Source organism: Janibacter hoylei PVAS-1 (assembly GCF_004025845.1).
GTDB lineage: Bacteria > Actinomycetota > Actinomycetes > Actinomycetales > Dermatophilaceae > Janibacter > Janibacter hoylei.
This window is the reverse complement of the sequence record NZ_PIPF01000004.1, coordinates 43,686-68,280: the sequence shown is the minus strand read 5'-3', so window position 1 is coordinate 68,280 and position 24,595 is coordinate 43,686. Positions and strand designations below refer to the sequence as shown.

Here is a 24,595-nt window from a genome sequence, read left to right as displayed (position 1 = left end):
ACTGGTGCCGATGACGGATGGCCGTTGCCGGCAGGCTCAGAGGAAGAAGAGCACCAGACCGAAGATGGCGAGGGCCTCGGCGAGGGCGAAGCCGAGGATGGCGATCGGCTGCAGCAGGCCGCGGGCCTCGGGCTGACGGGCGACACCGTTGATGTACGCGGCGAAGATCAGACCGACGGCGATGGCCGGGCCGATGGCGGAGAGGCCGTAACCGATGAGCGAGAGGTTGCCGGAGATTTCCACGATGATTCCTCTTTCGTGTTTCTGTGATCCGCCGCGGGGTCTGTCCCACGGGGAAGTTCTGGGTGGTGGTGCTATGCAGTTGTAGGTGCGGGGTGCCGACTCAGTGGTCGTCGGCCAGAGCTCCGGCGATGTAGCTGGAGGTCAGCAGGACGAAGACGAAGGCCTGCAGGAACTGCACCAGGGCCTCGAAGAGGACCATGACGCCGGCCATGAGGAAGGTCGGCAGGGACAGGAACTTCAGCAGGATGCCGCCGTCGAGCAGGAAGTAGGCGCCGGCGGTGACGAAGAGGTAGATGACCATGTGACCGGCAAACATGTTGCCGAAGAGTCGCAGGGCCAGCGTCAGCGGCCGGGTGATGAAGTAGGTGATCAGCTCGAGCAGGAAGACGACGGGCACGATCCAGCCCGGCAGCCCCGGGGGCACCATGTGCTTGAAGTAGCCGACGAAGCCCATCTTCTGGAAGCCGATCCAGTGGTAGACCACGTAGACGACCGCGACGAGGGCGATCGGGAAGCCGATCTTGCCGGTGACCGGGTTCATCGCGAAGGGGAAGATGCCCATCAGGTTGTAGAAGAGCACCATCGTGAAGAGGGTGACGATGAGCGGCACGAACTTGCGGAACTCCTTGGTCCCGATCATGTCGCGCGCCACGCTGTTGCGCGGGAAGTTGTAGAAGCCCTCGAGGAGCCACTGCCCCTTGCTCGGGACGACGGCCGCCTTGCGGCTCAGGGTGATCAGCGCGATCGAGACGACCGCTGTGACGATGGCGGCCCACGCCATCTGGTTGGTGACGACGATGCCGCCGACCTCGAAGAGCGGCTGCCAGAAGATCTCCGGCGTCGGGGAGTGGAACTCCCCTCCACCGGCAGCAGGCAGCGCGGGCGCAGTCAGGATCACTGGTTCTCCTCGTTGTGTGGCTGGGCACCGAGCGTCGACGCAGTGGCGCGGTCGGGGTGGGGTGCCTGGGACGTACCGTACCGGAGCCAGATCACGTACAGCGACAGTGCCATACCGCCGACGACTCCGATGATGACGAGGAACGACGTCCCCAGCCACCGATCGAGCAGCCAGCCGATCGCGCCGTACAGGATGGGCCCGGTGATCAGGTGGGCGAGGACCGTGGCGGCCATCGCGTCGGATGCGGCCGCAGGATGGGGCCGCGTCGGGTCGGAGCGATAGCGCTCGGCGCTCGCCGCAGACTCCTCGGCGCTCGGGAGCGCCTTGGTCACGAAGCGAGGAGTCTCCCCCTTCGGCCGCCGGGCCAGGGCACTCATGCGCCGGCTCCAACCGGGTGGACCAGGTGACGGCTGCGGACGTAGCCCGCGACGACACCCACCTGGAGGAGGACGGTCGCGACGATGGCGGAGAGGGCAGCGGTGCGGCCGTCGAGCCACGACATCTCGCGCAGGACCGCGACGGCCGCGACGAGGAGGATGAGCTGGCCGAGGTAGACCACCCCGGCACCGGCCATCGACGTCCCGACGTCACCGGCCACGATGAGCGAGATCGCCATGAGTCCGGTGAGGACGACGAAGAAGGCGAGGAGCGACCCGGCGAGGGCGCTCAGGGCGCCGTCGGCCCCCTTCGCCACGGCACCACCCGCGGTGGCGAGCGCGGTCCCGATGACCCCGGCGACGAGGACGCCACGGCGCATGCCCGGCACGGGGCTTCGGCGCTGACTCGTCGTCATCGGCTCATTTCGGGACGGGAGCTGGGGTGCTCTTCGGGTCGGACCAGACGGTCCGGCGGGCGCTTGTGAAAGTTTACACAAGCGTCCCGAGGGCCACCAATTCCCAGCAGTGCGGCCCCTCACACGTCGATCCGCTGCCCCTGGTCGTCGTACTCCTTGGGCCGGTGCCCCGGTGCCGAAAACCGCGGCAGCCAGGTCGTCAGACTCGCCGCCAGCGCGAGCATGAGCACTCCCCCGACGGCCGCGACGAGCGGCGGCAGGACGACGAAGCTCACCGAGCCCAGCGCGACGACGCCACCCCACAGCCACAGCAGGAGGACGGCGCGACGGTGCCCGTGCCCGATGCGCAGCATCCGGTGGTGCAGGTGCTGGGCGTCGGCCTGCCAGGGTCGCTGACCGCGGGCGGTGCGACGGGCGACGGCCCACACGACGTCGAGCAGGGGCAGCAGCATGATCGAGATCGGGATGAGCAGCGGCAGGACCGTGGCCGCGACCTGGTTGGCGCCGAGCTGGCTCACCTGGGCCGGGTCGATCTGGCCGACGTTGAGGATCGCGGCCGCCGCGAGCAGCAGCCCGAGCGTCAGCGCCCCCGAGTCGCCCATGAAGAGCTTGGCGGGGAAGACGTTGTGCGGGAGGAAGCCCAGACAGGCTCCTGCGAGCGCGGCGGAGACGAAGGTCGCCCCGGAGAAGACGTTGGGCGGCGCATAGCTGGCGGAGATGAGGTAGCTGTAGATGAAGAAGGCGATCGCCGCGATGGCCACCAGCCCCGCGGCGAGCCCGTCGAGGCCGTCGATGAAGTTCACCGCGTTGATGCACAGCACGACGATGAAGATCGTCATGAGCACGAGCAGCGGCGCCGGCAGCACGGTGACGACCCCGAGGGGCAGCGAGAAGAACTGCACGCCGGCGAAGGCGATGATCGCCGCGGCCACGAGCTGGCCGCCGAGCTTGGTCAGGGCGTCGAGCTCGCGCACGTCGTCGATCGCCCCGACGAGGCAGACCACGCCGGCGCCGATGAGGATGCCGATGAGCTCCCCCGACTCGAAGACCTGCCGGAGGAAGGGCATCCGCCAGGCGACGAGCGTCGCCGCGGCGTAGCCGAAGAACATCGCCACCCCACCCAGGCGCGGGATGGGCACGACGTGCACGTCGCGCTCGCGCACCTCGGTGAAGGCACCGACCCGGATGGCGACCGTCCGCAGCAGCGGCACGAGGACATAGGTCGTGACGAGCGCGGTGAGGAAGACGAAGACGTACTCCCTCACCGCTGCCCCCCGACACTCGTGGTTTCGAGGCTCCTCGCAGAGCTCCTCACACCTCAACCACCGTTGGGATCAGCGGGGGTAGGCCGGGAAGGTGGTGACGAGCTCGCGCACCTGGGCCCGCACCTCGCGCGAGACGGCGTGCTCCGGGTCGGCGTCGCCCGTCGTGACCGCCGTGTGGATGAGCTCGGCGATCTTGACCATCTCGTCCGTGCCCATGCCCTGCGTCGTGACGCACGGCGTGCCGACGCGGATGCCGGAGGCGACCGAGGGCTTCTGCGGGTCGTTGGGGATGGCGTTCTTGTTGAGCGTGATGCCGGCCGCGTCGCAGCGCGCCTCGGCGTCGACACCGGTGACGCCGACGCCCTGCAGGTCGAGCAGCGACAGGTGGGTGTCGGTGCCGCCGGTCGTCGGGCGGATGCCGCGCCCCCGCAGCTCGTCGGCGAGCACCTTGGAGTTGGCGATGACGTCGGCCGCGTACTGCTGGTACTCGGGCGTCGCGCACTCCTTGAAGTTCACCGCCTTGGCAGCGATCGTGTGCATCTGCGGCCCGCCCTGCATCATCGGGAAGATCGCCTTGTCGAGCGCCTTGGCGTGCTCCTCCTTGCACACGAGTGCACCGGAGCGGGGGCCGCGCAGGACCTTGTGCGTCGTGAAGGTGACGACGTCGGCGAGCGGGACCGGGCTCGGGATCGCCTTGCCGGCGACGAGGCCGATGAAGTGCGCCGCGTCGACCCACATGATCGCGCCGACCTCGTCGCAGATCGCGCGGATCCGCTCGAAGTCGAGCAGTCGCGGGATCGCGGAGCCGCCGGAGCAGATGACCTTGGGCCGGTGCTCCTTGGCCAGACGCTCCATCTCGTCGTAGTCGACGTCCTCGGTCTCGGGGTGCACACCGTAGTGGACGGCGTCGAACCACTTGCCGGAGAAGGAGACCTTGGTGCCGTGCGTGAGGTGGCCACCGTGCGGCAGCGACATCGCGAGGATCTTCTCCCCCGGCTGGAGGAAGGCACCGTAGACCGCCTGGTTGGCGCTCGCCCCGGAGTGCGCCTGGACGTTGGCGTGCTCGGCACCGAGCAGGCTCTTGGCGCGCTCGATCGCCAGGTTTTCCGCCTTGTCGACCTCGGAGCAGCCACCGTAGTAGCGCCGGCCCGGGTAGCCCTCGGCGTACTTGTTGCTCAAAGTCGAGCCCAGTGCCGTGAGCACCTCGGGCGAGGAGATGTTTTCGCTGGCGATGAGCTGCAGGCCCCCGCGGATGCGGTCGAGCTCGCTGGTGAGCACACCGGCGATCTCCGGGTCGAAGGCGCTCAGTGCGCCGAAGTCGGAGCCGTAGAAGGTGTCGTCGGTCATCGCGGTGCCTCCGGGTCGGGGGTGGTGTCGGTCGTCGGGTCGTGCACGTCAGCGGTCGGGCCGCCGTCTGCGGGGAGATCTTCCCACTGCTCGTCGTCGCCGGCACCGGCGCCATGGCGCGGGCGGTGCAGACGGGCCTCCTCGGCGGCCGCGACGACGGGGTCCTCGTCGTGGTACTCGGGCAGGTCGCCGGGCTGCGGGTCGTCGAAGGGGGGCACGCCCCCTTCGTCGTCGGCCCGGTCGAAGCCGTCGCCGAGGATCTCCTCGAGACGGTCTCGACCGATCGCACCCAGGCGCAGGACCTCGGGTCGCTCGCCCGTGCAGTCGATGATCGTCGACGGCTCGAGGCTGGTGCGCGGGCCGCCGTCGAGGTAGACGCTGACGACCGGGCCGAGCTGCACGGCGGCGTCGGTGATGGTCGTGGCGGCCGGCTCGCCGGTGCGGTTGGCGCTCGTCACCGCCATCGGGCCGGTCTCGCGCAGGACCTCGAGCGCGATCTCGTCGTCGGGCATGCGCAGGGCGACGGTGCCGGCGGTCTCGCCGAGGTCCCAGTGGAGGGAGGGCTGGGCGAGCAGCACGAGGGTGAGCGGGCCGGGCCACAGCTCGTCGATGAGCCGGCGGGCCCAGTCCGGGACGGCCCGGGCCAGCCCGTCGACGGTGCGCACGTCGGGGATGAGGACGGGCGGGGGCATCTCGCGGCCCCTCCCCTTCGCCATGAGGACGTTGGCGACGGCCGCCGGGTCGAAGGCGTCGGCCCCGATCCCGTAGACGGTGTCGGTGGGGATGACGACGATCTCGCCGCGGCGGACGGCGTCGACCGTGGTGGCGACGCTCCCGGTGCGGTCGTCGGAGGTCGCATCGACGACTGGACTCATGCGCCACACCCTAGTCGGCTGCAGCCGGTCCCCGACGGGCGCCTGCGCCGCGCCGGGCGGTCGTCGTCCGGGCGCGGCCGGTGAGGTCGGCGTGGTCGGCGACGTCGCTCCAGTCGCCGGTCGCGGCGAGCGCGCGAGGCAGGCTCTCGCCCTGGCTGTCGGCGTGCTCCATGACGAGCCGGCCGCCCGGTCGCAGCAGGGCCGCCGCGGTGGCGGCGACGGCGAGGGGGATGGACAGACCGTCGTCGCTGCCGCCGTAGAGCGCCATGTCGGGGTCGTGGTCGGCGACCTCGGGGTCGAGCGGCACCATGCCGGCGGGGATGTAGGGCGGGTTGCTCACGACGACGTCCACGCGGCCGACGAGGCCGGCGAGCCCGGGCACCTCGCGCGGGTCCGCGGTGGCGTCGGCGGCGACGAGCGCGACGGGCAGACCGGTCGCCTCGACGTTGCGGGCGGCCCAGGCGAGGGCGAGGTCGCTGAGCTCGACGGCCGTGACCTCGGCGTCCGTCTCGTCGGCGACGGCGAGCGCGAGTGCCCCGGAGCCGGTGCACAGGTCGACGACGATCGGCCGGTCGGTGGCCGGCAGTGCGGCGATGACGTGGTCGACGGCCTGCTCGGTCTCCGGGCGGGGCACGAAGACCCCCGGCCCGACGTGCAGCTCGAGCCGGCGGAAGGGGGCGGTGCCGGTGAGGTGCTGCAGCGGCACCCGGGTGGCCCGCTCCTCGACGAGACGGCGCAGCCGCTCGGCGGCCGCGTCGTCGAGCTCGCCGCCGAGGACGAGCCGGCGCTCGACTTCGCCCCGGTCGGCGCCGAGCACGTGCCCGACGAGGGCGAGGGCGTCGGCGCGGGGTGAGGGCACCTCGGCCGCGGTGAGCGCGGCTGTCGCCTCCGTCAGCGCCGAGCGGAGGGAGGTCACTCCCCTGCCCCGGCGAGGGCGGCGAGGCGCGCCTCCTCGTCGGCCTGCACCGCGGAGTCGACGACCGGGTCGAGGTCGCCGTCGAGGACGGCGTCGAGGCGGTTGGCCTTGAATCCGGTGCGGTGGTCGCTGATCCGGTTTTCGGGGAAGTTGTAGGTGCGGATCCGCTCGGAGCGGTCGACGGTGCGCACCTGCGAGGCGCGGGCCTCCTTGGCCTCGGCCGCCGCCTCGTCCATGGCCATCTGGTGCAGGCGGGCGCGCAGCACGCGCATCGCCGACTCCTTGTTCTGCAGCTGGGACTTCTCGTTCTGGCAGGAGACGACCGTGCCGGTGGGCAGGTGGGTGATGCGCACCGCGGAGTCGGTCGTGTTGACCGACTGCCCGCCGGGCCCGGAGGAACGGTAGACGTCGATCTTCAGGTCGTTGGGGTCGATCTCCACCTCGACGACGTCGCCGACGTCGGGCATGACCCAGACGCCCGCGGCCGAGGTGTGGATCCGGCCCTGGCTCTCGGTGACGGGGACGCGCTGGACGCGGTGGACTCCCCCTTCGTACTTGAGGCGGGCCCAGGGCGCGGCGCCGGGCTCGGGGGTCCCCTTGGCCGCGACGGCGACGCGCACGTCCTTGTAGCCGCCGAGGTCGGACTCGGTGGCGTCGAGCAGGCGGGTGGTCCAGCCGCGCTTCTCCGCGTGCCGCAGGTACATGCGCAGCAGGTCACCGGCGAAGAGGGCCGACTCCTCTCCCCCTTCGCCCGCCTTGATCTCGAGGATGACGTCACGGTCGTCGTCCGGGTCGCGCGGGATGAGCAGGCGGCGCAGCCGGTCCTCGAGGGCGGCGACGGCGGCCTCGAGTGCGGGGACCTCCTCGGCGAAGGCGGGGTCCTCGCCGGCGAGCTCGCGCGCCGCCTGAAGGTCGCCGATGGCGAGGTCGAGCTCCCGCTGCACGGCCACGACCGGGGTCAGCTCGGCATAGCGACGGTTGACCTCGCGCAGCCGGTCGGGGTCACCGATGACGGCCGGGTCGGCCAGGGCGTGCTCGAGCTCGGAGTGCTCGGCGAGCAGTGTCTCGACGGACTCGAGCACGGGGACCTCCTGGCGGTGGGTGGGGGCGGCGGTGGCTGGAGACGACGATGCGCCGGCCAGCCCGAGGGGCTGACCGGCGCATCGAGGTGACTACTTGGCCTCGGTCTTCTGGCCGTAGCGCTTCTGGAAGCGGGCCACGCGACCACCGGTGTCCATGATCTTCTGCTTGCCCGTGTAGAACGGGTGGCACTGGCTGCAGACCTCGGCGCGGATCTGGTGGTCCGGCTTGGTGCTGCGGGTGGTGAAGGTGTTGCCGCAGGTGCACGAGACGGTCGTCGCCTCGTAGGTGGGGTGGATGTCCTTCTTCACGTGGTGCTCCTCGGGTCGTGAGTGTGTCCGGGTCGGCGCTGCGCCGGAATGGGCCGACAGCTGCGGACGTCTGCGCCGCGTGCCGTGAACCGGACCAACCATGAATTGTGCCATGACGCGCACAGGGGTTCCAAACACACGATCGGCCGGCGTTGTTCCCCGGTCCGCCGCAGGCGACTGCGGCAGGATGGGCCCATGGCTCCTCCCCGCCCCCGCCTACCCCGGCGCACCTCCCGCGAGCGACGAAGGGAGCCGGTCCCCGGCCCCGTGGAGGGCTCGGTCATCCGCCCCGCCGTGCCGAGCGACGGCGCGACGATCGTCGCCCTGCGGGCGCTGATGTTCGAGGCGATGGGCACGCCCGCCGAGCAGATCTCCGACCCGACCTGGCAGGAGGACGCCTCGCGCTGGCTGCAGGCGCACCTGGCCGACGAGCACACCCACGTCGTCGTCGCGGAGGCCAACGGCACGGTCGTCTCGTGCGCGATCGGCCAGGTCCTCGACCTCATGCCCTCCCCCACGCGGGCCGGCGAGGGCGGGCTCATCACCAACATCGCGACCTTCCCCCGGCACCGCCGGCTCGGCTTCACCCACGCGGTCGTCGCCGCGCTGCTCGAGTGGTTCGAGGAGGAGACCGAGGTCGAGGTCGTGACGCTCAACGCGACCGAGGCCGGGCGGGACATCTACGCCGACTACGGCTTCGTCGACTCGACCTTCCCCGAGATGCGGCTGCGGCTGGAGCGGTCGACGGCGGCACCCGACGCCTGACCGGCCGGCCGCGCCCGGGTGATGCTCAGGGGGCGATGGGCAGGGTGATCGTCACCGTGGTCCCCTCGCCCTCGACCGACTCGAGGTCCACCGTGCCGCCGTGCACCTCCGCGATGGTCCGGACGATGACCAGGCCCAGCCCCGTGCCCTGGATCTGGCCGGCCTGGGCATCACTCGCCCGGAAGAACCGGGTGAAGAGCCGTTGTCGCTCGGCCTCGGGGATCCCCATGCCCGAGTCGCGACAGGTGATGCGCACGACGTCACCATGACGGTCGGTCGTCACCGCGACCGTGCCACCGGCGGGCGTGAACTTCACGGCATTGCTCACGACATTGGTCACTGCCCTCTCGATCTGCTGGGCATCGCCGTGGACGGGGACGGGCTCGTCTCCACGCTCGATGGTGAGGTCCACCCCGGCCGCCTGCGCGACCGGGCACAGCTGCTCGACGACGCGCTCGGGGAGAGCCTCGGAACCCGGCCGTCTCACCGGACAGGCCTCCCTTCGTCGTCCTCCACGGGCGCACGGTCGAAGGGGGTCGACCGCACGCGGTGCGGTCGACCCCCTTCGATGGTGCGGGCGGACGGTCAGGCCGTCTCGTCCTCGTCGCCGAGCTTGATCGAGCTGGTCTGCTGGACCTGCATGAGGAACTCGTAGTTCGTCTTGGTCTTGCGCAGCCGGTCGAGGAGCAGCTCGACGCCCTGCTGGGTGTCGAGGGCGGCGAGCACGCGGCGCAGCTTCCACATGATCTTCAGCTCCTCCGGCGCGAGGAGGATCTCCTCGCGGCGGGTGCCGGAGCCGTTGACGTCCACGGCCGGGAAGATGCGGCGGTTGGCCAGGCCACGGTCGAGCTTGAGCTCCATGTTGCCCGTGCCCTTGAACTCCTCGAAGATCACCTCGTCCATGCGCGAGCCGGTCTCGACGAGCGCGGTGGCGAGGATGGTCAGCGAGCCGCCGTTCTCGATGTTGCGGGCGGCACCGAAGAACTTCTTCGGCGGGTAGAGCGCCGCGGAGTCGACACCGCCGGAGAGGATGCGCCCGCTCGCCGGGGCGGCGAGGTTGTAGGCGCGGCCCAGCTTGGTGATCGAGTCGAGGAGCACGACGACGTCGTGGCCCATCTCGACGAGACGCTTGGCCCGCTCGATGGCCAGCTCGGCGACCGTCGTGTGGTCGTCGGCCGGGCGGTCGAAGGTCGAGGAGATGACCTCGCCCTTGACCGCGCGCCGCATGTCGGTGACCTCTTCGGGGCGCTCGTCGACGAGGACGACCATGAGGTGGCACTCGGGGTTGTTGGTGGTGATCGCGTTGGCGATCGACTGCATGACCATCGTCTTGCCGGCCTTGGCCGGGGCGACGATGAGGCCACGCTGGCCCTTGCCGATCGGGGCGACGAGGTCGATGATCCGGGTCGTCAGGATGTTGGACTCGGTCTCCAGACGCAGGCGGTCCTGCGGGTAGAGCGGCGTCAGCTTGCCGAAGTCCGCTCGACGCTTGGCGTCGTCGGGGGTCATGCCGTTGACGGTCTCGAGCTTCGCGAGCGGGTTGTACTTGCCGCGGTTGCCCTTGGTGTTGATCGTCTGCTGCTGCGGCTCCTCGCCCTCGCGGGCGGCCTTGACCTGACCGGTGACGGCGTCACCCTTGCGCAGGCCGTTGCGCTTGACGACACCGAGCGGCACGTAGATGTCGTTGGGTCCGGGCAGGTAACCCGAGGTGCGGATGAAGGCGTAGTTGTCGAGGACGTCGAGGATGCCCGCGACGGGGACGAGCACGTCGTCCTCGTGGATCTGCGGCTCGGTGTCGTCGAACTGCTGACCGCCGCCGCGCCGCTTGTCACGGTTGCGGTTGCGGTTGCGGTTGCGGCTGCGCCGGCCGCCGCGCTCGTCGTCACCCTGGTTGCGGTTGTCGTTGCCGCCCCCACGGTTGTCGTTGCCGCGGTTGTTGTCGCGGTCGTTGCGGTCGTTGTTGCGACCGCCCTGGTTGTCGCCGCCGCGGTTGTTGTCGCGGTTGCCACCCTGGTTGTCGTTGCCGCGGCTGTTGCCCTGGTTGCGGTCGTTGCGGCCGCCCTGGTTGTTGCCACCCTGGTCGTTGCCCTGGTTGCGCTCGCCACCGTTGGCCTCGCGGTTGCCCCCCTGGTTGCGGTCGTTGCCGCGGCCCCGCCCCTGCTCACGCTGACCCTGCTCACGACCGGAGTCGGTGCGCTCGGCGCTCGGGGCCTCGGCCTGGGCCGCGGCGCCCTTGTCGGCACCCGTGTCCGAGCCCTTGTCGGTGCTCTCGGCGCTCTGGGCGGCCGGCGCCACGTCGGCGGCGGGGGCCTGCTCCGGCGCGGACGCCGCGCGGGAGGCGCGACGGGGAGCCTTGGCGGGCTGCTCGGCGGAGGAGCCGGACTGCTGGGCGCGGATGGCGGCGACGAGGTCGCTCTTGCGCATCTTGGCGGTGCCCGTGATCCCCATGCTCGAGGCGAGCTGCTGCAGCTGGGCCAGGCGCATCGCGCTGAGCGCGCCGGATCGGCGAGGCTGCTCCGCGGTCGCGGGAGCGGTGGTGTCGCCAGTGCTGGTGTCGGTCACGAAGGACCCTTTCCCTCGTAGGGCCCGCCGCGCAGGGCAGGCCTGATGAGTCCCGTCAAGAGCGGGAATGTTGGTGAGATCCCCACGGCTGCGCGCCTGACCCGGAGGCCGATGGCACTCACGTGGGGGAAGCTCCGGGACCTCATGTGCCCCCGACTGGGATGTCAGGGCACCGGACCTCGAAGGAGCACGGCCAATGTATCACTGCACCCGCTGTCACCCGCACACCCGGCCCACGTCACCCCCTGCGCGCACGTGCCCGGGATGGCGCCGACCACCGCCCGCCTCCACCCCTGCGTATTTCCCTAGGCAAATACGGACCTCCCTGCGCATTTCCCTAGGCAAATGCGGGCCTCCCTGCGCATTTCCCTAGGGAAATGCCGGCTTCCGTGGTGATTTCCCTAGGGAGATGCGGAAGGGGGGGGTCAGACGAGGTGGACGCCGTGGGTGGGGACGCCGGGGGTGAGCACCCGCCAGCCGGCGGGCACGAGCGGGGCCACCTCGGCGACCCGGTCGGCGGACGTCAGCACGAGCACGGACGGGCCGGCGCCGGAGATCGTCGCGGCGAGACCGGCCCCCCGCAGTGTGTCGACGAGCGCCATGCTCTGCGGGTAGCTCGGGCGGCGGGGCTCCTGGTGCAGCAGGTCGTGGGTCGCCTCGACGAGCAGCTCCGGCGCCGCGGTGAGGGCGTGCACGAGCAGCCCCGTGCGGGCCGAGTTGGCCGCGGCGGTGGCCAGCGGCACGACCTCGGGCAGCACCGTCCGGGCGGTGTGCGTGCTCAGCGTCGTCTCCGGCACGAGGACGACGGCCTCGATCTGCGGGTGCAGACGAAGGGGGACGCTCCGGGTCCGCGGCAGCGGTTCGCCGGGGTCGGTGACGGAGAGCGTCGCCCCGCCGTAGACGCTCGCCGACGCGTTGTCCGGGTGCCCTTCGAGGGCACTGGCGATGCCGTTGACGACGTCGAGGTCGAGCTCGGTCCCGGCGAGGGCACCACCGCGGACGGCGAGCGCGTGGGCCGCGGCGACACCGCCGACGATGGCCGTCGCCGACGAACCCATCCCCCGGCCGTGGGGCACCGCATTGGTCGCGCGCAGGCGCAGCCCGGCCGGCGGGGGCACGTCGAGGTGCTGCCAGGCGGTGATCATCGTGCGCACGACGAGGTGGCTCTCGTCGCGGGGCACGCTGTCGGCCCCGGACCCCTCGACCTCGATGACCAGACCGGGCTCGGCCGTGACCGTGACGGTGCACTCGTCCCAGACGCCGAGCGCCAGCCCGACGCAGTCGAAACCGGGCCCGAGGTTGGCACTGGACGCGGGCACCCGCAGGGTGACCGACGTCCCGGCGGGGATCGTCACGCTCAGTCCTGCAGGCCGAGCTCGCGGGCGATCGCGTAGGCCTCGGCCGGCACGCTCACCGGGGCGATGTCGCTGCCGTCGGCATTCTTCAGCGCCCACTGCGGGTCCTTGAGCCCGTGACCGGTCACGGTGCAGACGATCGTCGCGCCGGCGGGGACCTGCCCGGCCGCGGAGGCCTTGAGCAGGCCGGCGACGGAGGCCGCCGAGGCGGGCTCGACGAAGATGCCCTCGCGCGAGGACAGCAGCCGGTGCGCCTGGAGGATCTCCTCGTCCGTGACGGCCTCGATGCGACCGCCGGAGTCGTCGCGCGCGGCCTCGGCCTGCTGCCACGACGCGGGGTTGCCGATGCGGATCGCCGTGGCGATCGTGTCGGGCTCGTCGACCGGGTGCCCGAGGACGATGGGCGCCGAGCCGGCGGCCTGGAAGCCCCACATCTGCGGCGTGCGGGTGGCCACCGGCGCGAGGGTGCCGGAGACCCCTTCGGTCTCGGTGGCGTACTCGCGGTAGCCGCGCCAGTAGGCGGTGATGTTGCCGGCGTTGCCGACCGGCAGGCAGTGGATGTCGGGGGCGTCGCCGAGCGCGTCGACGATCTCGAAGGAGGCCGTCTTCTGCCCCTCGATGCGGGCCGGGTTGACCGAGTTGACCAGCTCGACCGGGTACGACTCGGCGAGCTTGCGGGCGACGTCGAGGCAGTGGTCGAAGTTGCCGTCGACCTGCAGCAGGGTCGCGCCGTGGGCGATGGCCTGCGACAGCTTGCCCATCGCGATCTTGCCCTCGGGGACGAGGACGGCACAGGTCATGCCGGCCTTCGTCGCGTAGGCGGCCGCGGAGGCCGAGGTGTTGCCGGTGGACGCGCAGATGACGGCCTTGGCCCCCTTCGCCGCCGCCATCGACATCGCGGCGGTCATGCCGCGGTCCTTGAAGGAGCCGGTGGGGTTGAGGCCCTCGTACTTGACGTGCACCTGCGCGCCGACGAGCTCGCTGAGGTGCTCGGCGGGGATGAGGGGGGTCCCCCCTTCGCGCAGGGTGACGGTCGGGGCGCCGGCCAGCATGGGCAGCCGGTCGGCGTACTCGGTGATGACGCCGCGCCACTGGTGGGCCATGTCAGTTCCCTTCAACACGCATGACGGAGGTGACCTCGTTGACCGTGTCGAGCCCGTCGAGCTCGTTGACGGTCGCGGAGAGCGCGGCATCGGTCGCCGCGTGGGTGACGATGACGAGGATCGCCCGCGCCGAGCCGTCGTCGTCGGTGACGACCTGCTGGCGCACGGTCTCGATGGAGACGTCGTGCTCGGCGAAGACCGAGGCGACGCTCGCGAGCACGCCCGAGCGGTCGGCGACGTCGAGGCTGACGTGGTAGCGGGTGATCGCCTCGCCCATCGGCAGGACGGGCAGGTCCGCGTAGGCGCTCTCTCCCGGACCGCGGCCGCCGGTGACGCGCGCGCGGGCCACCGCGACGAGGTCGCCGAGCACGGCGCTGGCCGTCGGGTCGCCGCCGGCACCCTGTCCGTAGAACATCAGCTCGCCGGCGCCCTCGGCCTCGACGAAGACCGCGTTGTACGCCTCGCGCACGGAGGCCAGGGGGTGGCTGAGCGGGATGAGCGCCGGGTGGACGCGCGCGGAGATGCCCTCGCGCCCGTCCTGGCCCGTCACCCGCTCGCAGATCGCGAGCAGCTTGACGGTGCAGCCCATCTCCTGCGCGGCGGCGATGTCGCGCGCGCTCACCTCGGTAATGCCCTCACGGTGGACGTCGGCGCTCGCGACCCGCGAGTGGAAGGCCAGCGAGGAGAGGATCGCGGCCTTGGCCGCGGCGTCGAAGCCCTCGACGTCGGCGGTCGGGTCGGCCTCGGCGTAGCCGAGTGCCTGGGCCCGCTCGACGGTCTCGGCGAAGCCGGCACCCGTGGAGTCCATGGCGTCGAGCACGAAGTTGGTCGTGCCGTTGACGATCCCGATGACGCGGCGGATCGAGTCGCCGGCGAGCGAGTCGCGGATCGGCCGCAGGATCGGGATGGCTCCGGCGACAGCGGCCTCGTAGTAGAGGTCGACGCCGTGCTGCTTGGCCGCCGCGTACAGCGTCGGGCCGTCCTCGGCGAGCAGCGCCTTGTTGGCCGTGACGACCGAGGCCCCGTGCTCCATCGCCGAGAGGATCAGGCTGCGGGCGGGCTCGATGCCGCCGATCACCTCGACGACGATGTCGGCACGCGTGACGAGCTCGGCCGCGTCGGTCGTGAAGAGCGCCGGGTCGACCCCGAGGTCGGAGCGGTCACGGCCGGCCCGCCGCACGGCGATGCCGACGATCTCGAGCGGTCGACCGATCCGCTGCGCCAGGTCGTCGGCCTGCGCGGTGAGCAGCCGGGCGACGCTGCCGCCGACGACACCACCGCCGAGCAGGGCGACGCGAAGGGGGGTCTGGTCGGGGGCGGTGGTCATCGGACCTCCTGGAGCGGGCTGGGCTCGTCCACGTCGAGGGCGAGCAGGTCGTCGATCGTCTCGCGTCGCACGATGACCCGTGCAACGCCGTCTCGCACCGCGATCACGGGCGGCCGCGGCGTGTGGTTGTACTGGTTGGACAGGCTGCGGCAGTAGGCGCCGGTCCCGGGGACGGCGATGAGGTCACCGGGCGTGATGTCGTCGGGCAGGTACTCGTCCATGACGACGATGTCGCCGCTCTCGCAGTGCCGCCCGACGACCCGCACGAGTCGAGCGGGTGCGGTGGAGCGGCGCCCCGCAAGGGTGCACGAGTAGTCGGCGCCGTAGAGCGCGGTGCGCACGTTGTCGCTCATGCCACCGTCGACGGAGACGTAGGAGCGGCTGACGCCGTGGCTCACCTCGACGTCCTTGACCGTGCCGATCTCGTAGAGGGTGAAGGCGCTCGGCCCGGCGATGGCGCGGCCCGGCTCGATGGAGATGCGCGGCAGCGGCGCCTCGGGGTGGCCGTCGCGGAAGCCCTTGAGCTCGCGGTCGACGAGCTCGGCCATCTGGGTGCCGAGCTGGGCGGGGGTGAGCGGCTCGTGCTCGGAGGTGTAGGCGATGCCGTAGCCACCACCGAGGTCCATCTCGGGCATGGCGATCCCGTGCTCGTCGGCGACCTCGGTGTGCAGCCCGATGAGCCGGCGGGCGGCGATCTCGAAGCCGGAGGTGTCGAAGATCTGGCTGCCGATGTGGCTGTGCAGGCCGAGGAGGCGCAGGTGCTCCCCCTTCGCCACGATGGCGTCGATCGCGGCGCGGGCCTGCCCACCGGCGAGGGAGAAGCCGAACTTCTGGTCCTCGTGCGCGGTGGCGATGAACTCGTGGGTGTGCGCCTCGACGCCGACGGTGACGCGGACCATGACCGGGGCGGTGACGCCGAGATCGGCGGCGACGGAGGCGACCCGCTCGATCTCGTCGAAGGAGTCGACGACGATGCGCCCGACGCCGTAGGCGAGGGCCTGGCGCAGCTCCGCGACCGACTTGTTGTTGCCGTGCAACGCGATCCGCTCACCGGGGAAGCCGACGCGCTGCGCGACGGCCAGCTCGCCGCCGCTGCACGTGTCGAGGCCCAGCCCCTCCTCCATGATCCACCGGGCGACGGCGGAGCAGAGGAAGGCCTTGCCGGCGTAGTAGACGTCGGCACCGGCCACCGCGGCGAAGGGAGCGGTGAAATCGTCGCGGAAGGCCCGTGCGCGCGAGCGGAAGTCGTCCTCGTCGAGGACGTAGGCGGCGGTGCCGAAGTCACGGGCGATGTCGGTCACCCGCAGACCGCCGACGGCGAGGACGCCGCTGTCGTCACGGGTGACGTTGCTCGGCCACAGCTGCGGCAGCAGCTCCATGACGTCGCTCGGGTAGGGCAGCCACTGGGGCGCCGCGCCGTAGCCGTCGGCGTGGAGGATGCCGGCCTCGTGGGCCCTCATGTTGGTCGCCACGGTCGCCTCACATGCGCTCGGGCGCCGAGACGCCGAGCAGGTCGAGGCCGTTGGCGAGCACCTGGCGGGTGGCGTCGTTGAGCCACAGGCGCGTGCGGTGCGTGTCGGTGAGCTCCTCGTCGGAGCGCGGGCGCACGCGGCAGGTGTCGTACCACTTGTGGAAGTGCCCGGCCAGGGTCTCGAGGTAGCGGGCGACGCGGTGCGGCTCACGCAGCTCGGCAGCGTGGGCGACGACCCGCGGGAAGTCGCCGAGCGTGGCGAGCAGGGTCGCCTCGGTCGGGTCCGAGAGCAGCCCCGGCTCGAAGGCGTCGGCGCGGTCGATGCCGTCCTCGGCGGCCAGGCGCGCGACGTTGGAGGTGCGCGCGTGTGCGTACTGCACGTAGAAGACGGGGTTGTCGTTGGTCTGCTTGCGCAGCTCCTCGCCGTCGAGGCTGAGCGGGCTGTCCGCGGGGTAGCGGGCCAGCGAGTAGCGCACGGCGTCGGAGCCGATCCACGAGATGAGGTCGCGCAGCTCGATGATGTTGCCGGCGCGCTTCGACAGCTTGGCGCCGTTGAGGTTGACGAGCTGACCGATGCGGATCTCGATGTTGGTGTCCGGGTCGTCACCTGCGCAGGCGGCGATGGCCTTGAGCCGGGAGACGTAGCCGTGGTGGTCGGCGCCGAGGAGGTAGATCTTCTCGGGGAAGCCGCGGTCCTTCTTGCTCAGGTAGTACGCGGCGTCGGCGGCGAAGTACGTGGGCACGCCGTCGGCGCGGACCAGGACGCGGTCCTTGTCGTCGCCGAAGTCGGTGGTGCGCAGCCAGACAGCCCCGTCGCGGTCGTCGACGTGGCCCTGCTCGCGCAGGCGGGCGATGGCGGCCTGGACCGCTCCCCCGTCGTGCAGGGTCTTTTCGGAGAACCACACGTCGAAGTGCACGCCGAAGTCGTCGAGGGTCGACCGGATGTCGGCGAGCTGGGCCTCGTAGCCGAGCTGGCGGGCGACGGCCAGGGCCTCGTCCTGCGGCAGCTCGAGCAGGTCGGGGCGGGCGCGAAGGGCGGTCTCCGCCAGGTCGTCGACGTAGGCACCGGGGTACCCGCCCTCGGGTGTGGGTTCCCCCTTCGCCCGGGCCAGGACGGAGGCGGCGAAGTTGTCCATCTGGGCGCCGGCGTCGTTGATGTAGTACTCGGAGGTGACGGCCGCTCCGGAGGCCGCGAGCAGGCGGCGGATCGAGTCGCCGAGCGCTGCCCAGCGGGTGTGGCCGATGTGCAGCGGACCGGTGGGGTTGGCGGAGATGAACTCGAGGTTGACCGTGTGGCCGGCCATCGCCTCGTTGCGGCCGTAGGCGGCACCGGCCTCGACGATCGAGCGCGCGAGCTCACCGGCCGAGGCGGCGTCGAGGGTGATGTTGAGGAAGCCCGGGCCGGCGATCTCGATGTCGGCGATGCCTGCGGTGGCGCCGAGACGCGCGGCGACGACCGCGGCGACGTCCCGGGGCTTCATGCCGGCCGGCTTGGCCAGCTGCATCGAGATGTTGCTCGTCCAGTCACCGTGGCCCTTTTGCTTCGGTCGCTCCACGCGGATCTCGGCGGGCACCTCGACGGTCATCTCGCCGGCCTCGACGGCGGCGGTCAGGGCGGCACGGATCGCTGCAACAAGCTCTTCGGGGGTCACGGTCGGCCAGTCTAGGTGCGCGGCGGTCGTGCCCGTCGCGGCGGTCGATTCTCGGGACGGGCGAGCCCGGTGCTAACCTCACCGGGCACCACCCCGCCTCCGTAGCTCAGGGGATAGAGCACTGGTTTCCGGTACCAGGGGCCGCAGGTTCGAATCCTGCCGGGGGCGCGTTTTTCCACGAAGGGCCGTCAGCACTCGCTGGCGGCCCTTCGGCGTGGCCGCACGAATCGAAGGCCCCCGCTCAGCCGAGCGGGGGCCTTCGTCGTACTCGCGTGCGGGGGCTCCCCTTCGCACGTCGTGGCCAGGCCTCCTACAGGTCCCGGTGCATCCCGGGGTCGCCCGGCTCGTCGGCCGCGGAGTCGCCGCGGACGCTGAGGTTGAGGATCGCTGCGGCGAGCCCACCCCAGATGGTGAGCATCGCGACGATCATCATGACGATCGCTGTCGTGGTCATGCCGTGTCACCTCCGTCGACGATCAGGGCGTCCTCGGCGCGCTCGGCGGCCTCGATCTCGTCCGGGTCGGCGCTGAGCAGCACGCCGCGACGCCACGGCACGAGGGAGAGCACGATGGCGATGATCGGCAGCGCCGCGGCCATGCCCCAGCCGAAGACGTTGAGCAGCTGCGCCGGGTAGTCCTCGTAGGGGGCGACGATCTTGGCCTCGAGCTCACGCACGAGCATCACGACGAGGACGATCGGCAGCAGCGCGCCGACGATCCAGCGCCACCAGCCGCGCAGCCTGATCGAGCTGACCCGGTCCATGTGACCCTCGAGCTCTGGCAGCTTGGCCAGGACGCCGGAGACGACGAGCATCATGACCGTGGCGACCGCGAGGATGCCGAAGGAGTTGACGAAGGCGTCGAGGGTGTCGAGCAGGTAGATCCCACCCGTGGTCGAAAACATCGCGATGCTGGCCACGGCCATGGGGACCCCGACGACGAAGGTCGCCGTCCGGCGGGAGATGCCGACCTTGTCGCGGATGGCGCCGATGACGACCTCGAGGATCGAGATGAGCGAGGTGATGCCGGCGAGGACGAGCGAGCCGAAGAAGAGCACGCCCAGGACAGCCCCGGCCGGCGCCTCGTTGATGATCGCGGGGAAGGCGACGAAGGCCAAGCCGATGCCGCTGGCGACGACTTCGCTGATGTCCTGGCCGGAGGCCTGGGCCATGAAGCCGAGCGCGGCGAAGACCCCGATACCGGCGAGCAGCTCGAAGCCGGAGTTGGCGAAGGCCACGACAGACCCCGACCCCGTCATGTCGGTCTTGCGGCCGACGTAGCTGGCGTAGGTGATCATGATGCCGAAGCCCACCGACAGGCTGAAGAAGATCTGGCCGACGGCGGAGATCCACACGCTGGTGTCCTTCAGCGCGGCCCAGTCGGGGGTGAAGAAGGCGTTGAGACCGCTGCCGGCGCCGTCGAGGGTGAGGGAGATGACCACCAGCGCGATGAAGGCGACGACCAGCGCCGGGATGAAGATGACGGCGGTGCGCCCGATGCCGGCCTGGACGCCCATCGCGAGCACGCCGATCGTCACGACCCAGAAGAGGACCATCGTCAGCGTGATCTCGGGGACGAAGTCGAAGGTCGGCCCGGGCGTCTCCGCGGCGCTGAGGTAGTCGCCGAAGAAGTAGCTGTTGGGGTCCTCGCCCCAGCCCTTCGTGAACGACAGCACCGTGTACTTGCCGGCCCAGGCGAGGATCGCGGCGTAGTAGACCGCGATGACGATGCAGATGAGCACCTGCCACCACCCCAGCCACTCCGCGCCGCGACCTAGCCGTCGCAACGACAAAGGGGCCGACCCGCGGAAGCGGTGGCCGATCGAGTAGTCGAGGTAAAGCAGCGGGATGCCGGCGAGGAGCAGCGCGACGAGGTAGGGAATGAGGAAGGCGCCGCCGCCCCCTTCGTAGGCGACGTAGGGGAAGCGCCAGATGTTGCCCAGCCCGACGGCTGATCCGATCGCGGCGAAGATGAAGACCTTGCGCGAGGAAAAGCCCTCCCTGGGCTTGACCTCGGTGGCCGGTGCGCGGGACATGCTCACTCTCCTGATGTCAGATGAACTCCAACATGTTCCAGTATCCGCTCCCGATGTGGCCCACGCCACGCCGATCGGCGGGCGGTCGGGGCCCGCAGGCCGACAGAGAATCCGCATTTCCCTAGGCAAATGACCGGTCTGGTGGTGATTTGCCTAGGGAAATACGGTCTGGGGTGCGCATTTCCCTATGGAAATGTGGCCGAGCTCCGCCAGCGCGGAGTTCTACGGCACGCCCAATGCCGCGACCGCTCCGACGTCGTGGAGCTGGCAGTTCACGATGACCAACCCGGTCGACAACCCGCACGACGGGTCCGACGTCGTCAGCTTCGACATCGACGACCCGGCGCGGCTCAACATCGCCCCGCCCGCCCGCGCCGACCACAGATCAGCACCGGGGGCGTCTTCGTCAGGGAACTCGTGGCGCTCCCGGTGGTGTACCACCTCTCCCGCAGACAGAGACCGGCCTCCGCAGGAGGTCGCCCGGAGGGGTCGCCGATCAGGCGGCCCCTTCGGCCGTGAGGAGTACGAGCAGCTCGGCGCGGACGTGCTCGTCGTCGAGGTCTTCGCCGAGCAGGTCCCGCAGCCGGTGCAGTCGCCCACTGACGGTCTGCGGGTGCACGACGAGGTGGGCGGCGATGCTGGGGCGGTGACCCCACTGGAGCAGCCACTGGTGGAGGGTCTCGACGAGCACGGCCCGCTGGTCCTCGGGCAGCCGGTCGAGCTCACCGAAGTACTTGCGCCGCAGCGCCCGCACCACCATCGGGTCCGCCAGGCAGGCGAGCTGCAGCAGGGCGTCGTCGACGAAGGTGGGTCCGCTCGAGACCGCACCGCGCAGCGACAGCAGCCGCTGGCTCATGGCGAGCGAGTCGGGAAAGTCGGCGAGCGGCACGGCCGGCCCGACCACGCAGTCGACGTCGCCGAGGACGGGCCGAAGGGAGGTCGACAGCTGGTCGGCGCCCACCGGCAGACCGATGACGACGTCGCGGGTGCGGGCAAACCAGGCCGGCCGGGTGGCCGCCGCCCGCACCACCTGCGCCCCGTCGGCGGGTGAGGTGATGACGGCGCACACGAGCGCGTCCGGGTCCCAGCCGATGCGGACGGCCAGGTCGGCCACGCCCCCTCCCCTGCCGACCATCTCGCTGGCGAGCTGACGCCCCAGCTCCTCCTCGTCGGCGCTGGCCAGACCGGCCATGTCGTAGCCGCGACGAGCCGCCGTGATGACGACCTCCGCGAGCGTGAGCACCCGGCTGAGCAGGTCGAGGACCAGGTCGGGCTCGAGCTCCGTGGTATCCCTCAGCACGGCCCGGTGCGTCTCGCGCTGCACGAGCCGCGCCGCCATCCGGATGGAGTCGACGAGCAGCTCTTGGTCGACGCCGCCACGGGCGGACTCGACACCGAGGCGCTCGAAGATGCTGTCGTGCGCCCCCAGCCGGGCTGCGTCGTTGGTCGCCACGCACACGAGGAACTCCCGGACCGCGCCGATGATGTCGGCCGGCCACTTGTGGTCCAGCGGGAGCGTCGGCATACCGAATTCGCCGGCGACCCGGTCCATGAGGAGCGGCGCGAGGGCGCCGAGCTGGCTCTCGTTGGCCTCGAGCAGGTACCGCGCGATCTGGTTGGTCGATCTCTCCAGGGCCATGCAGCTCATTCTCCACGGCTGGCCAGCGGATCCGCGCGCCCACATGTCCCGTCGTGCACATGTCACGTCGTGCTAGGCCGCGAGCGGAAGTCTGTCACGAGAGGTGATGGCGGTCGAGCCGGTACGACGGTCATCATGACGGAGGCCACTCGTGTCGGCCGCCACCTTCCTTCGCCCCTCAGGAGCAACCCCCGCCATGAGTGACATCTCTCGCCGCACCCTCGCCAAGGGCGCCGCGTGGACCGTGCCCGCCGTGACCGTCGCCGCTGCCGCGCCGAGCCTCTCCGCATCGACCAACCCCGACGCGTGCCCGGCGGCCGCCGGTTGGCGCGCGGGAGCGGGGTCGCTCCCGACGTGGAATCTCTTCGTCGCCCCCAACGCCACCGGCGGGTCCCGCGTCCAGCTCAATCTGGGCCTGATCTGCCCTGACCTCAATCCCCCGATCGGGGCCCAGGGCTTCCGGTTCCAGCCGACCGCGGTCACGGCCACCGACAACTCGGGCGGCAGGCACGTCGGCCGCGTCGCGAGCGACACCAACACGCGCTACCGCGTGGAGGTCCCGGTGGCGATGGGCTTCGCCGGCATCTTCGACGACTTCGCGTACAACCCGCCCGGTGCGGGCGTCGACTGGAACGCCAGTCACCACCTGAAGTCGTACGACATCACCTACACCCTCGAGTGGTGGAGCACCCCCATCGTCGGCGGCTCGATCATCCAGGCGTGCACCTACACGTCGACGGTCGAGGCGACGACCTTCCAGTCCACGTACCTCGGCGGACGCCTGAGCACCCTCGTCTGACATGAGCACCTCCTCCAGCCGGCGCGCCGCCCTCCGCGGCGCGCCGGTCGTCGCATCCGCCGGCCCGCGCATCGCCGTCATCGGGTCCGGCTACGGCGGCGCCGTCGCCGCCCTCGCGCTCGCCCGCGCCGGCCGCCAGGTCGACCTCATCGAGATGGGCGCCGACTGGTCGACCATGCCGCCCAAGGCCGACGGGACGGTCTTCGACCGCATGGACGCGGCCACCGGCCGGTCCACGTGGTTCGGCACCCGCACCGATGCCCCCTTCGCGCGGTTCTTCGGCATGGACGTGGTCAACAAGGACATCGACTCCCGCGCCGGCGTCCTCGACACGGTCCGCTTCGACGACTTCAAGGTCTACCGCGGCGTCGGTGTCGGCGGTGGCTCGATCGTCAACGGCGGCATGGCCGTCACGCCGCGCCGCAGCTTCCTCGGCCAGGTCATGCCGAGCCTCGAGCTCGGCGAGATGTACGGCACGTACTTCCCGCGGGCGACGGAGGCCCTCGGGGTCACCGCTCCCCCGGTCGACGTCATCGGCACCTCGCCCTGGTACCAGTACACGCGCCGCTCGGCCGCCGACGTGCGCAAGGCCGGCTACAGCCAGGTCATGGTCCCCAACGTCTACGACTGGGACCACCTGCGCCGCGAGACCGTCGAGCGGGCCCCGCGCTCCGCCACGGCCGCCGAGGTCATCTACGGCAACAACCACGGCAAGCGGTCGCTCGACAAGACGATCCTCGCCGAGGCCCTCGCGACCGGCCGGGTCCGCCTCGTACCGCTCACGCAGGTCACCTCGCTGACGCAGACCTCCGCCGGCGCCTTCGACCTCGGGCTGCGGACCATCACCTTCGAGGGCGCGGTCACCTCGACCCGGACCGCGACCTACGACCGGGTGGTCCTCGCGGCCGGCTCGGTCGGCACGCTCGAGCTGCTCCTGCGGGCCAAGGCGAAGGGGACGGTCCCCGGGCTACCCGCGACGACCGGCAGGTCCTGGGGCCCCAACGGCAATGTCATGCTCGCGCGCCTCGCGACCAACCTCCTCGGCAGCAACGCCAAGAGCGGGGCGCACCAGTCCGGCATCCCGGCACAGGGCGTCATGGCGTGGGACGACTCGGCGAGCTCGGTCTTCGCCGAGGTGGCTCCCCTGCCGGTCGGCTTCGAGACCTACTCCAACCTGTACCTCGCGATCACCAACAACCCCAACCTCGGCTCCTTCACCTGGGACACCGCTCGTGATCGGCTCGCCCTGGACTGGGACGCCGCCAAGCACGCCCCGAGCGTCGCCGCGACCAAGCGGGTCTTCGACAGGATCAACTCGGCCGCGGGCAGCTACTACCGGACCGACCTCTTCGAGGGCAGCAAGCGGCTCACCGACTACTTCACCTACCACCCGCTCGGCGGGATGGTGCTCGGCGAGTCCACGGACTCCCGAGGAGAGGTCAAGGGTGTGCCCGGGCTCTTCGTCATGGACGGCTCGCTCATCCCTGGCAAGGTGGGGGTCAACCCCTTCGTCACCATCACGGCGCTGGCCATGCGCAACATGGACCGGCTCATCGCAGGAGGTCGCTTCTGATGGGCATGCCCTCCCGCCGCGCCGTCGTCACCGCAGGCGTGTGGACCGCCCCGGCGGTCACCGTCGCCTCGGCCGCGCCCCAGCTCACCGCCTCGACCGTCGGCCCGTCGCGGCTGTCGATCGAGCTCGTCGACCCGCCGATCGGCGCCGACTGGCAGCCGCAGTACAGCACGCCGATCCGCAGCACGACGGGCGCGACGATGGGCTCGGCATCGCTCCCGCCGCGGGTGCGCATCACCAACCTCGGGGGCTCGCCGGCCGCCCAGGTCACCGGGACGCTCGCGCTCACCGTGGGCTCCTACGCCAAGGGCGGCACTCGGATCAGCGGTGGTGACCAGCTGCGGCTGGCGAGCACCGCCGGGTGGACGGTCACGCGGGTCTCGGCCACCACGGGCTCCCGCTTCACCTACGTGCTGACCCAGCCGGTCCCGGCCGGCGGCTCGGTCGAGCTCGACCTGCGCTACATCGGGGCCTTCGCCGTGCGCGAGCAGTACACCGTCCACGTCGAGGCGACCGTGGCCTCCGCGGCCTCGGCGCAGGACGGCGCCGACGACAAGGTCGGGCTCGGCAGCCGGTTTGGCTGACCG

Annotated in this window: 24 protein-coding genes and 1 tRNA gene; 5 read left to right on the top strand and 20 right to left on the bottom strand. The window is 71.2% G+C overall.

Translation table 11 applies throughout. From position 1 onward, the window contains the following. Positions 1 to 36: 36 nt before the first annotated feature. The 10 genes from CWN80_RS05055 to rpmE form a co-directional block, all read right to left on the bottom strand. The gene (locus CWN80_RS05055) at positions 37 to 243 is read right to left on the bottom strand and encodes an ATP synthase F0 subunit C (RefSeq protein ID WP_007926951.1); all 207 of its coding nucleotides are present in this window, start codon (positions 241 to 243) and stop codon (positions 37 to 39) included. A 100-nt stretch (positions 244 to 343) separates the two neighbouring features. Further along, on the bottom strand, positions 344 to 1,141 hold the full coding sequence (gene atpB, locus CWN80_RS05050) for a F0F1 ATP synthase subunit A (RefSeq protein WP_007926950.1): 798 nt from the start codon (positions 1,139 to 1,141) through the stop codon (positions 344 to 346). Beyond that, on the bottom strand, positions 1,138 to 1,473 hold the full coding sequence (locus tag CWN80_RS05045; RefSeq protein WP_157986912.1) for an AtpZ/AtpI family protein: 336 nt from the start codon (positions 1,471 to 1,473) through the stop codon (positions 1,138 to 1,140). The genes atpB and CWN80_RS05045 overlap by 4 nt, the downstream gene beginning before the upstream one ends. Before the next feature lie 41 nt (positions 1,474 to 1,514). Continuing rightward, complete coding sequence (locus CWN80_RS05040) at positions 1,515 to 1,934, bottom strand: hypothetical protein (RefSeq protein WP_128276979.1); 420 nt, start codon at positions 1,932 to 1,934, stop codon at positions 1,515 to 1,517. 119 nt (positions 1,935 to 2,053) lie between these two features. After that, complete coding sequence (locus tag CWN80_RS05035) at positions 2,054 to 3,199, bottom strand: glycosyltransferase family 4 protein (protein WP_007926947.1); 1,146 nt, start codon at positions 3,197 to 3,199, stop codon at positions 2,054 to 2,056. A gap of 69 nt (positions 3,200 to 3,268) precedes the next feature. Then, positions 3,269 to 4,546, bottom strand: a complete 1,278-nt coding sequence (locus CWN80_RS05030; RefSeq protein ID WP_007926946.1) for a serine hydroxymethyltransferase — start codon at positions 4,544 to 4,546, stop codon at positions 3,269 to 3,271. After that, positions 4,543 to 5,421, bottom strand: a complete 879-nt coding sequence (locus CWN80_RS05025; protein ID WP_128276978.1) for an L-threonylcarbamoyladenylate synthase — start codon at positions 5,419 to 5,421, stop codon at positions 4,543 to 4,545. Before CWN80_RS05025 ends, CWN80_RS05030 begins: the two co-directional genes overlap by 4 nt. A 10-nt stretch (positions 5,422 to 5,431) precedes the next feature. Next, complete coding sequence (prmC, locus tag CWN80_RS05020) at positions 5,432 to 6,337, bottom strand: peptide chain release factor N(5)-glutamine methyltransferase (RefSeq protein ID WP_007926942.1); 906 nt, start codon at positions 6,335 to 6,337, stop codon at positions 5,432 to 5,434. Beyond that, positions 6,334 to 7,419, bottom strand: a complete 1,086-nt coding sequence (gene prfA / locus CWN80_RS05015; RefSeq protein WP_007926936.1) for a peptide chain release factor 1 — start codon at positions 7,417 to 7,419, stop codon at positions 6,334 to 6,336. Before prfA ends, prmC begins: the two co-directional genes overlap by 4 nt. Positions 7,420 to 7,509: 90 nt before the next feature. Further along, complete coding sequence (gene rpmE / locus CWN80_RS05010) at positions 7,510 to 7,728, bottom strand: 50S ribosomal protein L31 (protein ID WP_007927779.1); 219 nt, start codon at positions 7,726 to 7,728, stop codon at positions 7,510 to 7,512. Positions 7,729 to 7,923: 195 nt separating this feature from the next. Between rpmE and CWN80_RS05005 the strand changes: the two genes are divergently transcribed. Next, complete coding sequence (locus CWN80_RS05005; RefSeq protein WP_157986911.1) at positions 7,924 to 8,493, top strand: GNAT family N-acetyltransferase; 570 nt, start codon at positions 7,924 to 7,926, stop codon at positions 8,491 to 8,493. A gap of 25 nt (positions 8,494 to 8,518) precedes the next feature. On the opposite strand, the gene CWN80_RS05000 is transcribed toward CWN80_RS05005, so the two are convergent. From CWN80_RS05000 to argS, 7 genes are all read right to left on the bottom strand, one after another. Beyond that, positions 8,519 to 8,980 carry a sensor histidine kinase gene (locus CWN80_RS05000; RefSeq protein WP_007927783.1) on the bottom strand — a complete coding sequence of 154 codons (462 nt, stop codon included), beginning with the start codon at positions 8,978 to 8,980 and terminating at the stop codon, positions 8,519 to 8,521. Between the two features lie 98 nt (positions 8,981 to 9,078). Beyond that, positions 9,079 to 11,055: a transcription termination factor Rho gene (gene rho, locus CWN80_RS04995; RefSeq protein ID WP_007927785.1), complete on the bottom strand. Its 1,977-nt coding sequence runs from the start codon at positions 11,053 to 11,055 to the stop codon at positions 9,079 to 9,081. Positions 11,056 to 11,480: 425 nt separating this feature from the next. Then, the gene (gene thrB / locus CWN80_RS04985) at positions 11,481 to 12,410 is read right to left on the bottom strand and encodes a homoserine kinase (protein ID WP_007927787.1); all 930 of its coding nucleotides are present in this window, start codon (positions 12,408 to 12,410) and stop codon (positions 11,481 to 11,483) included. 2 nt (positions 12,411 to 12,412) lie between these two features. Next, complete coding sequence (gene thrC / locus CWN80_RS04980; RefSeq protein ID WP_007927789.1) at positions 12,413 to 13,513, bottom strand: threonine synthase; 1,101 nt, start codon at positions 13,511 to 13,513, stop codon at positions 12,413 to 12,415. Position 13,514: 1 nt separating this feature from the next. Continuing rightward, positions 13,515 to 14,840 carry a homoserine dehydrogenase gene (locus CWN80_RS04975; protein WP_128276976.1) on the bottom strand — a complete coding sequence of 442 codons (1,326 nt, stop codon included), beginning with the start codon at positions 14,838 to 14,840 and terminating at the stop codon, positions 13,515 to 13,517. Beyond that, positions 14,837 to 16,300 carry a diaminopimelate decarboxylase gene (lysA, locus tag CWN80_RS04970; protein WP_128276975.1) on the bottom strand — a complete coding sequence of 488 codons (1,464 nt, stop codon included), beginning with the start codon at positions 16,298 to 16,300 and terminating at the stop codon, positions 14,837 to 14,839. The genes CWN80_RS04975 and lysA overlap by 4 nt, the downstream gene beginning before the upstream one ends. Before the next feature lie 19 nt (positions 16,301 to 16,319). After that, positions 16,320 to 17,963 carry an arginine--tRNA ligase gene (gene argS / locus CWN80_RS04965; RefSeq protein ID WP_007927794.1) on the bottom strand — a complete coding sequence of 548 codons (1,644 nt, stop codon included), beginning with the start codon at positions 17,961 to 17,963 and terminating at the stop codon, positions 16,320 to 16,322. Between the two features lie 95 nt (positions 17,964 to 18,058). Between argS and CWN80_RS04960 the strand changes: the two genes are divergently transcribed. Then, positions 18,059 to 18,131: transfer RNA gene (locus CWN80_RS04960), tRNA-Arg, on the top strand. A gap of 142 nt (positions 18,132 to 18,273) precedes the next feature. Here the strand turns inward: CWN80_RS04960 and CWN80_RS04955 are convergent. The 3 genes from CWN80_RS04955 to CWN80_RS04945 form a co-directional block, all read right to left on the bottom strand. Beyond that, positions 18,274 to 18,417 carry a methionine/alanine import family NSS transporter small subunit gene (locus CWN80_RS04955; protein ID WP_083853725.1) on the bottom strand — a complete coding sequence of 48 codons (144 nt, stop codon included), beginning with the start codon at positions 18,415 to 18,417 and terminating at the stop codon, positions 18,274 to 18,276. Beyond that, on the bottom strand, positions 18,414 to 19,997 hold the full coding sequence (locus CWN80_RS04950) for a sodium-dependent transporter (protein WP_007927796.1): 1,584 nt from the start codon (positions 19,995 to 19,997) through the stop codon (positions 18,414 to 18,416). The genes CWN80_RS04955 and CWN80_RS04950 overlap by 4 nt, the downstream gene beginning before the upstream one ends. 496 nt (positions 19,998 to 20,493) lie before the next feature. Then, positions 20,494 to 21,636 carry a helix-turn-helix domain-containing protein gene (locus tag CWN80_RS04945; protein ID WP_007927800.1) on the bottom strand — a complete coding sequence of 381 codons (1,143 nt, stop codon included), beginning with the start codon at positions 21,634 to 21,636 and terminating at the stop codon, positions 20,494 to 20,496. A 196-nt stretch (positions 21,637 to 21,832) separates the two neighbouring features. On the opposite strand from CWN80_RS04945, the gene CWN80_RS04940 reads away from it, so the two are divergent. From CWN80_RS04940 to CWN80_RS04930, 3 genes are read left to right on the top strand one after another with little or no spacing between them, the layout of a single operon-like run. Beyond that, complete coding sequence (locus CWN80_RS04940) at positions 21,833 to 22,435, top strand: hypothetical protein (protein WP_007927815.1); 603 nt, start codon at positions 21,833 to 21,835, stop codon at positions 22,433 to 22,435. Between the two features lies 1 nt (position 22,436). Next, positions 22,437 to 24,008: a GMC oxidoreductase gene (locus tag CWN80_RS04935; RefSeq protein WP_007927826.1), complete on the top strand. Its 1,572-nt coding sequence runs from the start codon at positions 22,437 to 22,439 to the stop codon at positions 24,006 to 24,008. Next, positions 24,008 to 24,592 carry a hypothetical protein gene (locus tag CWN80_RS04930; RefSeq protein WP_007927827.1) on the top strand — a complete coding sequence of 195 codons (585 nt, stop codon included), beginning with the start codon at positions 24,008 to 24,010 and terminating at the stop codon, positions 24,590 to 24,592. The genes CWN80_RS04935 and CWN80_RS04930 overlap by 1 nt, the downstream gene beginning before the upstream one ends. Positions 24,593 to 24,595: the final 3 nt, after the last annotated feature.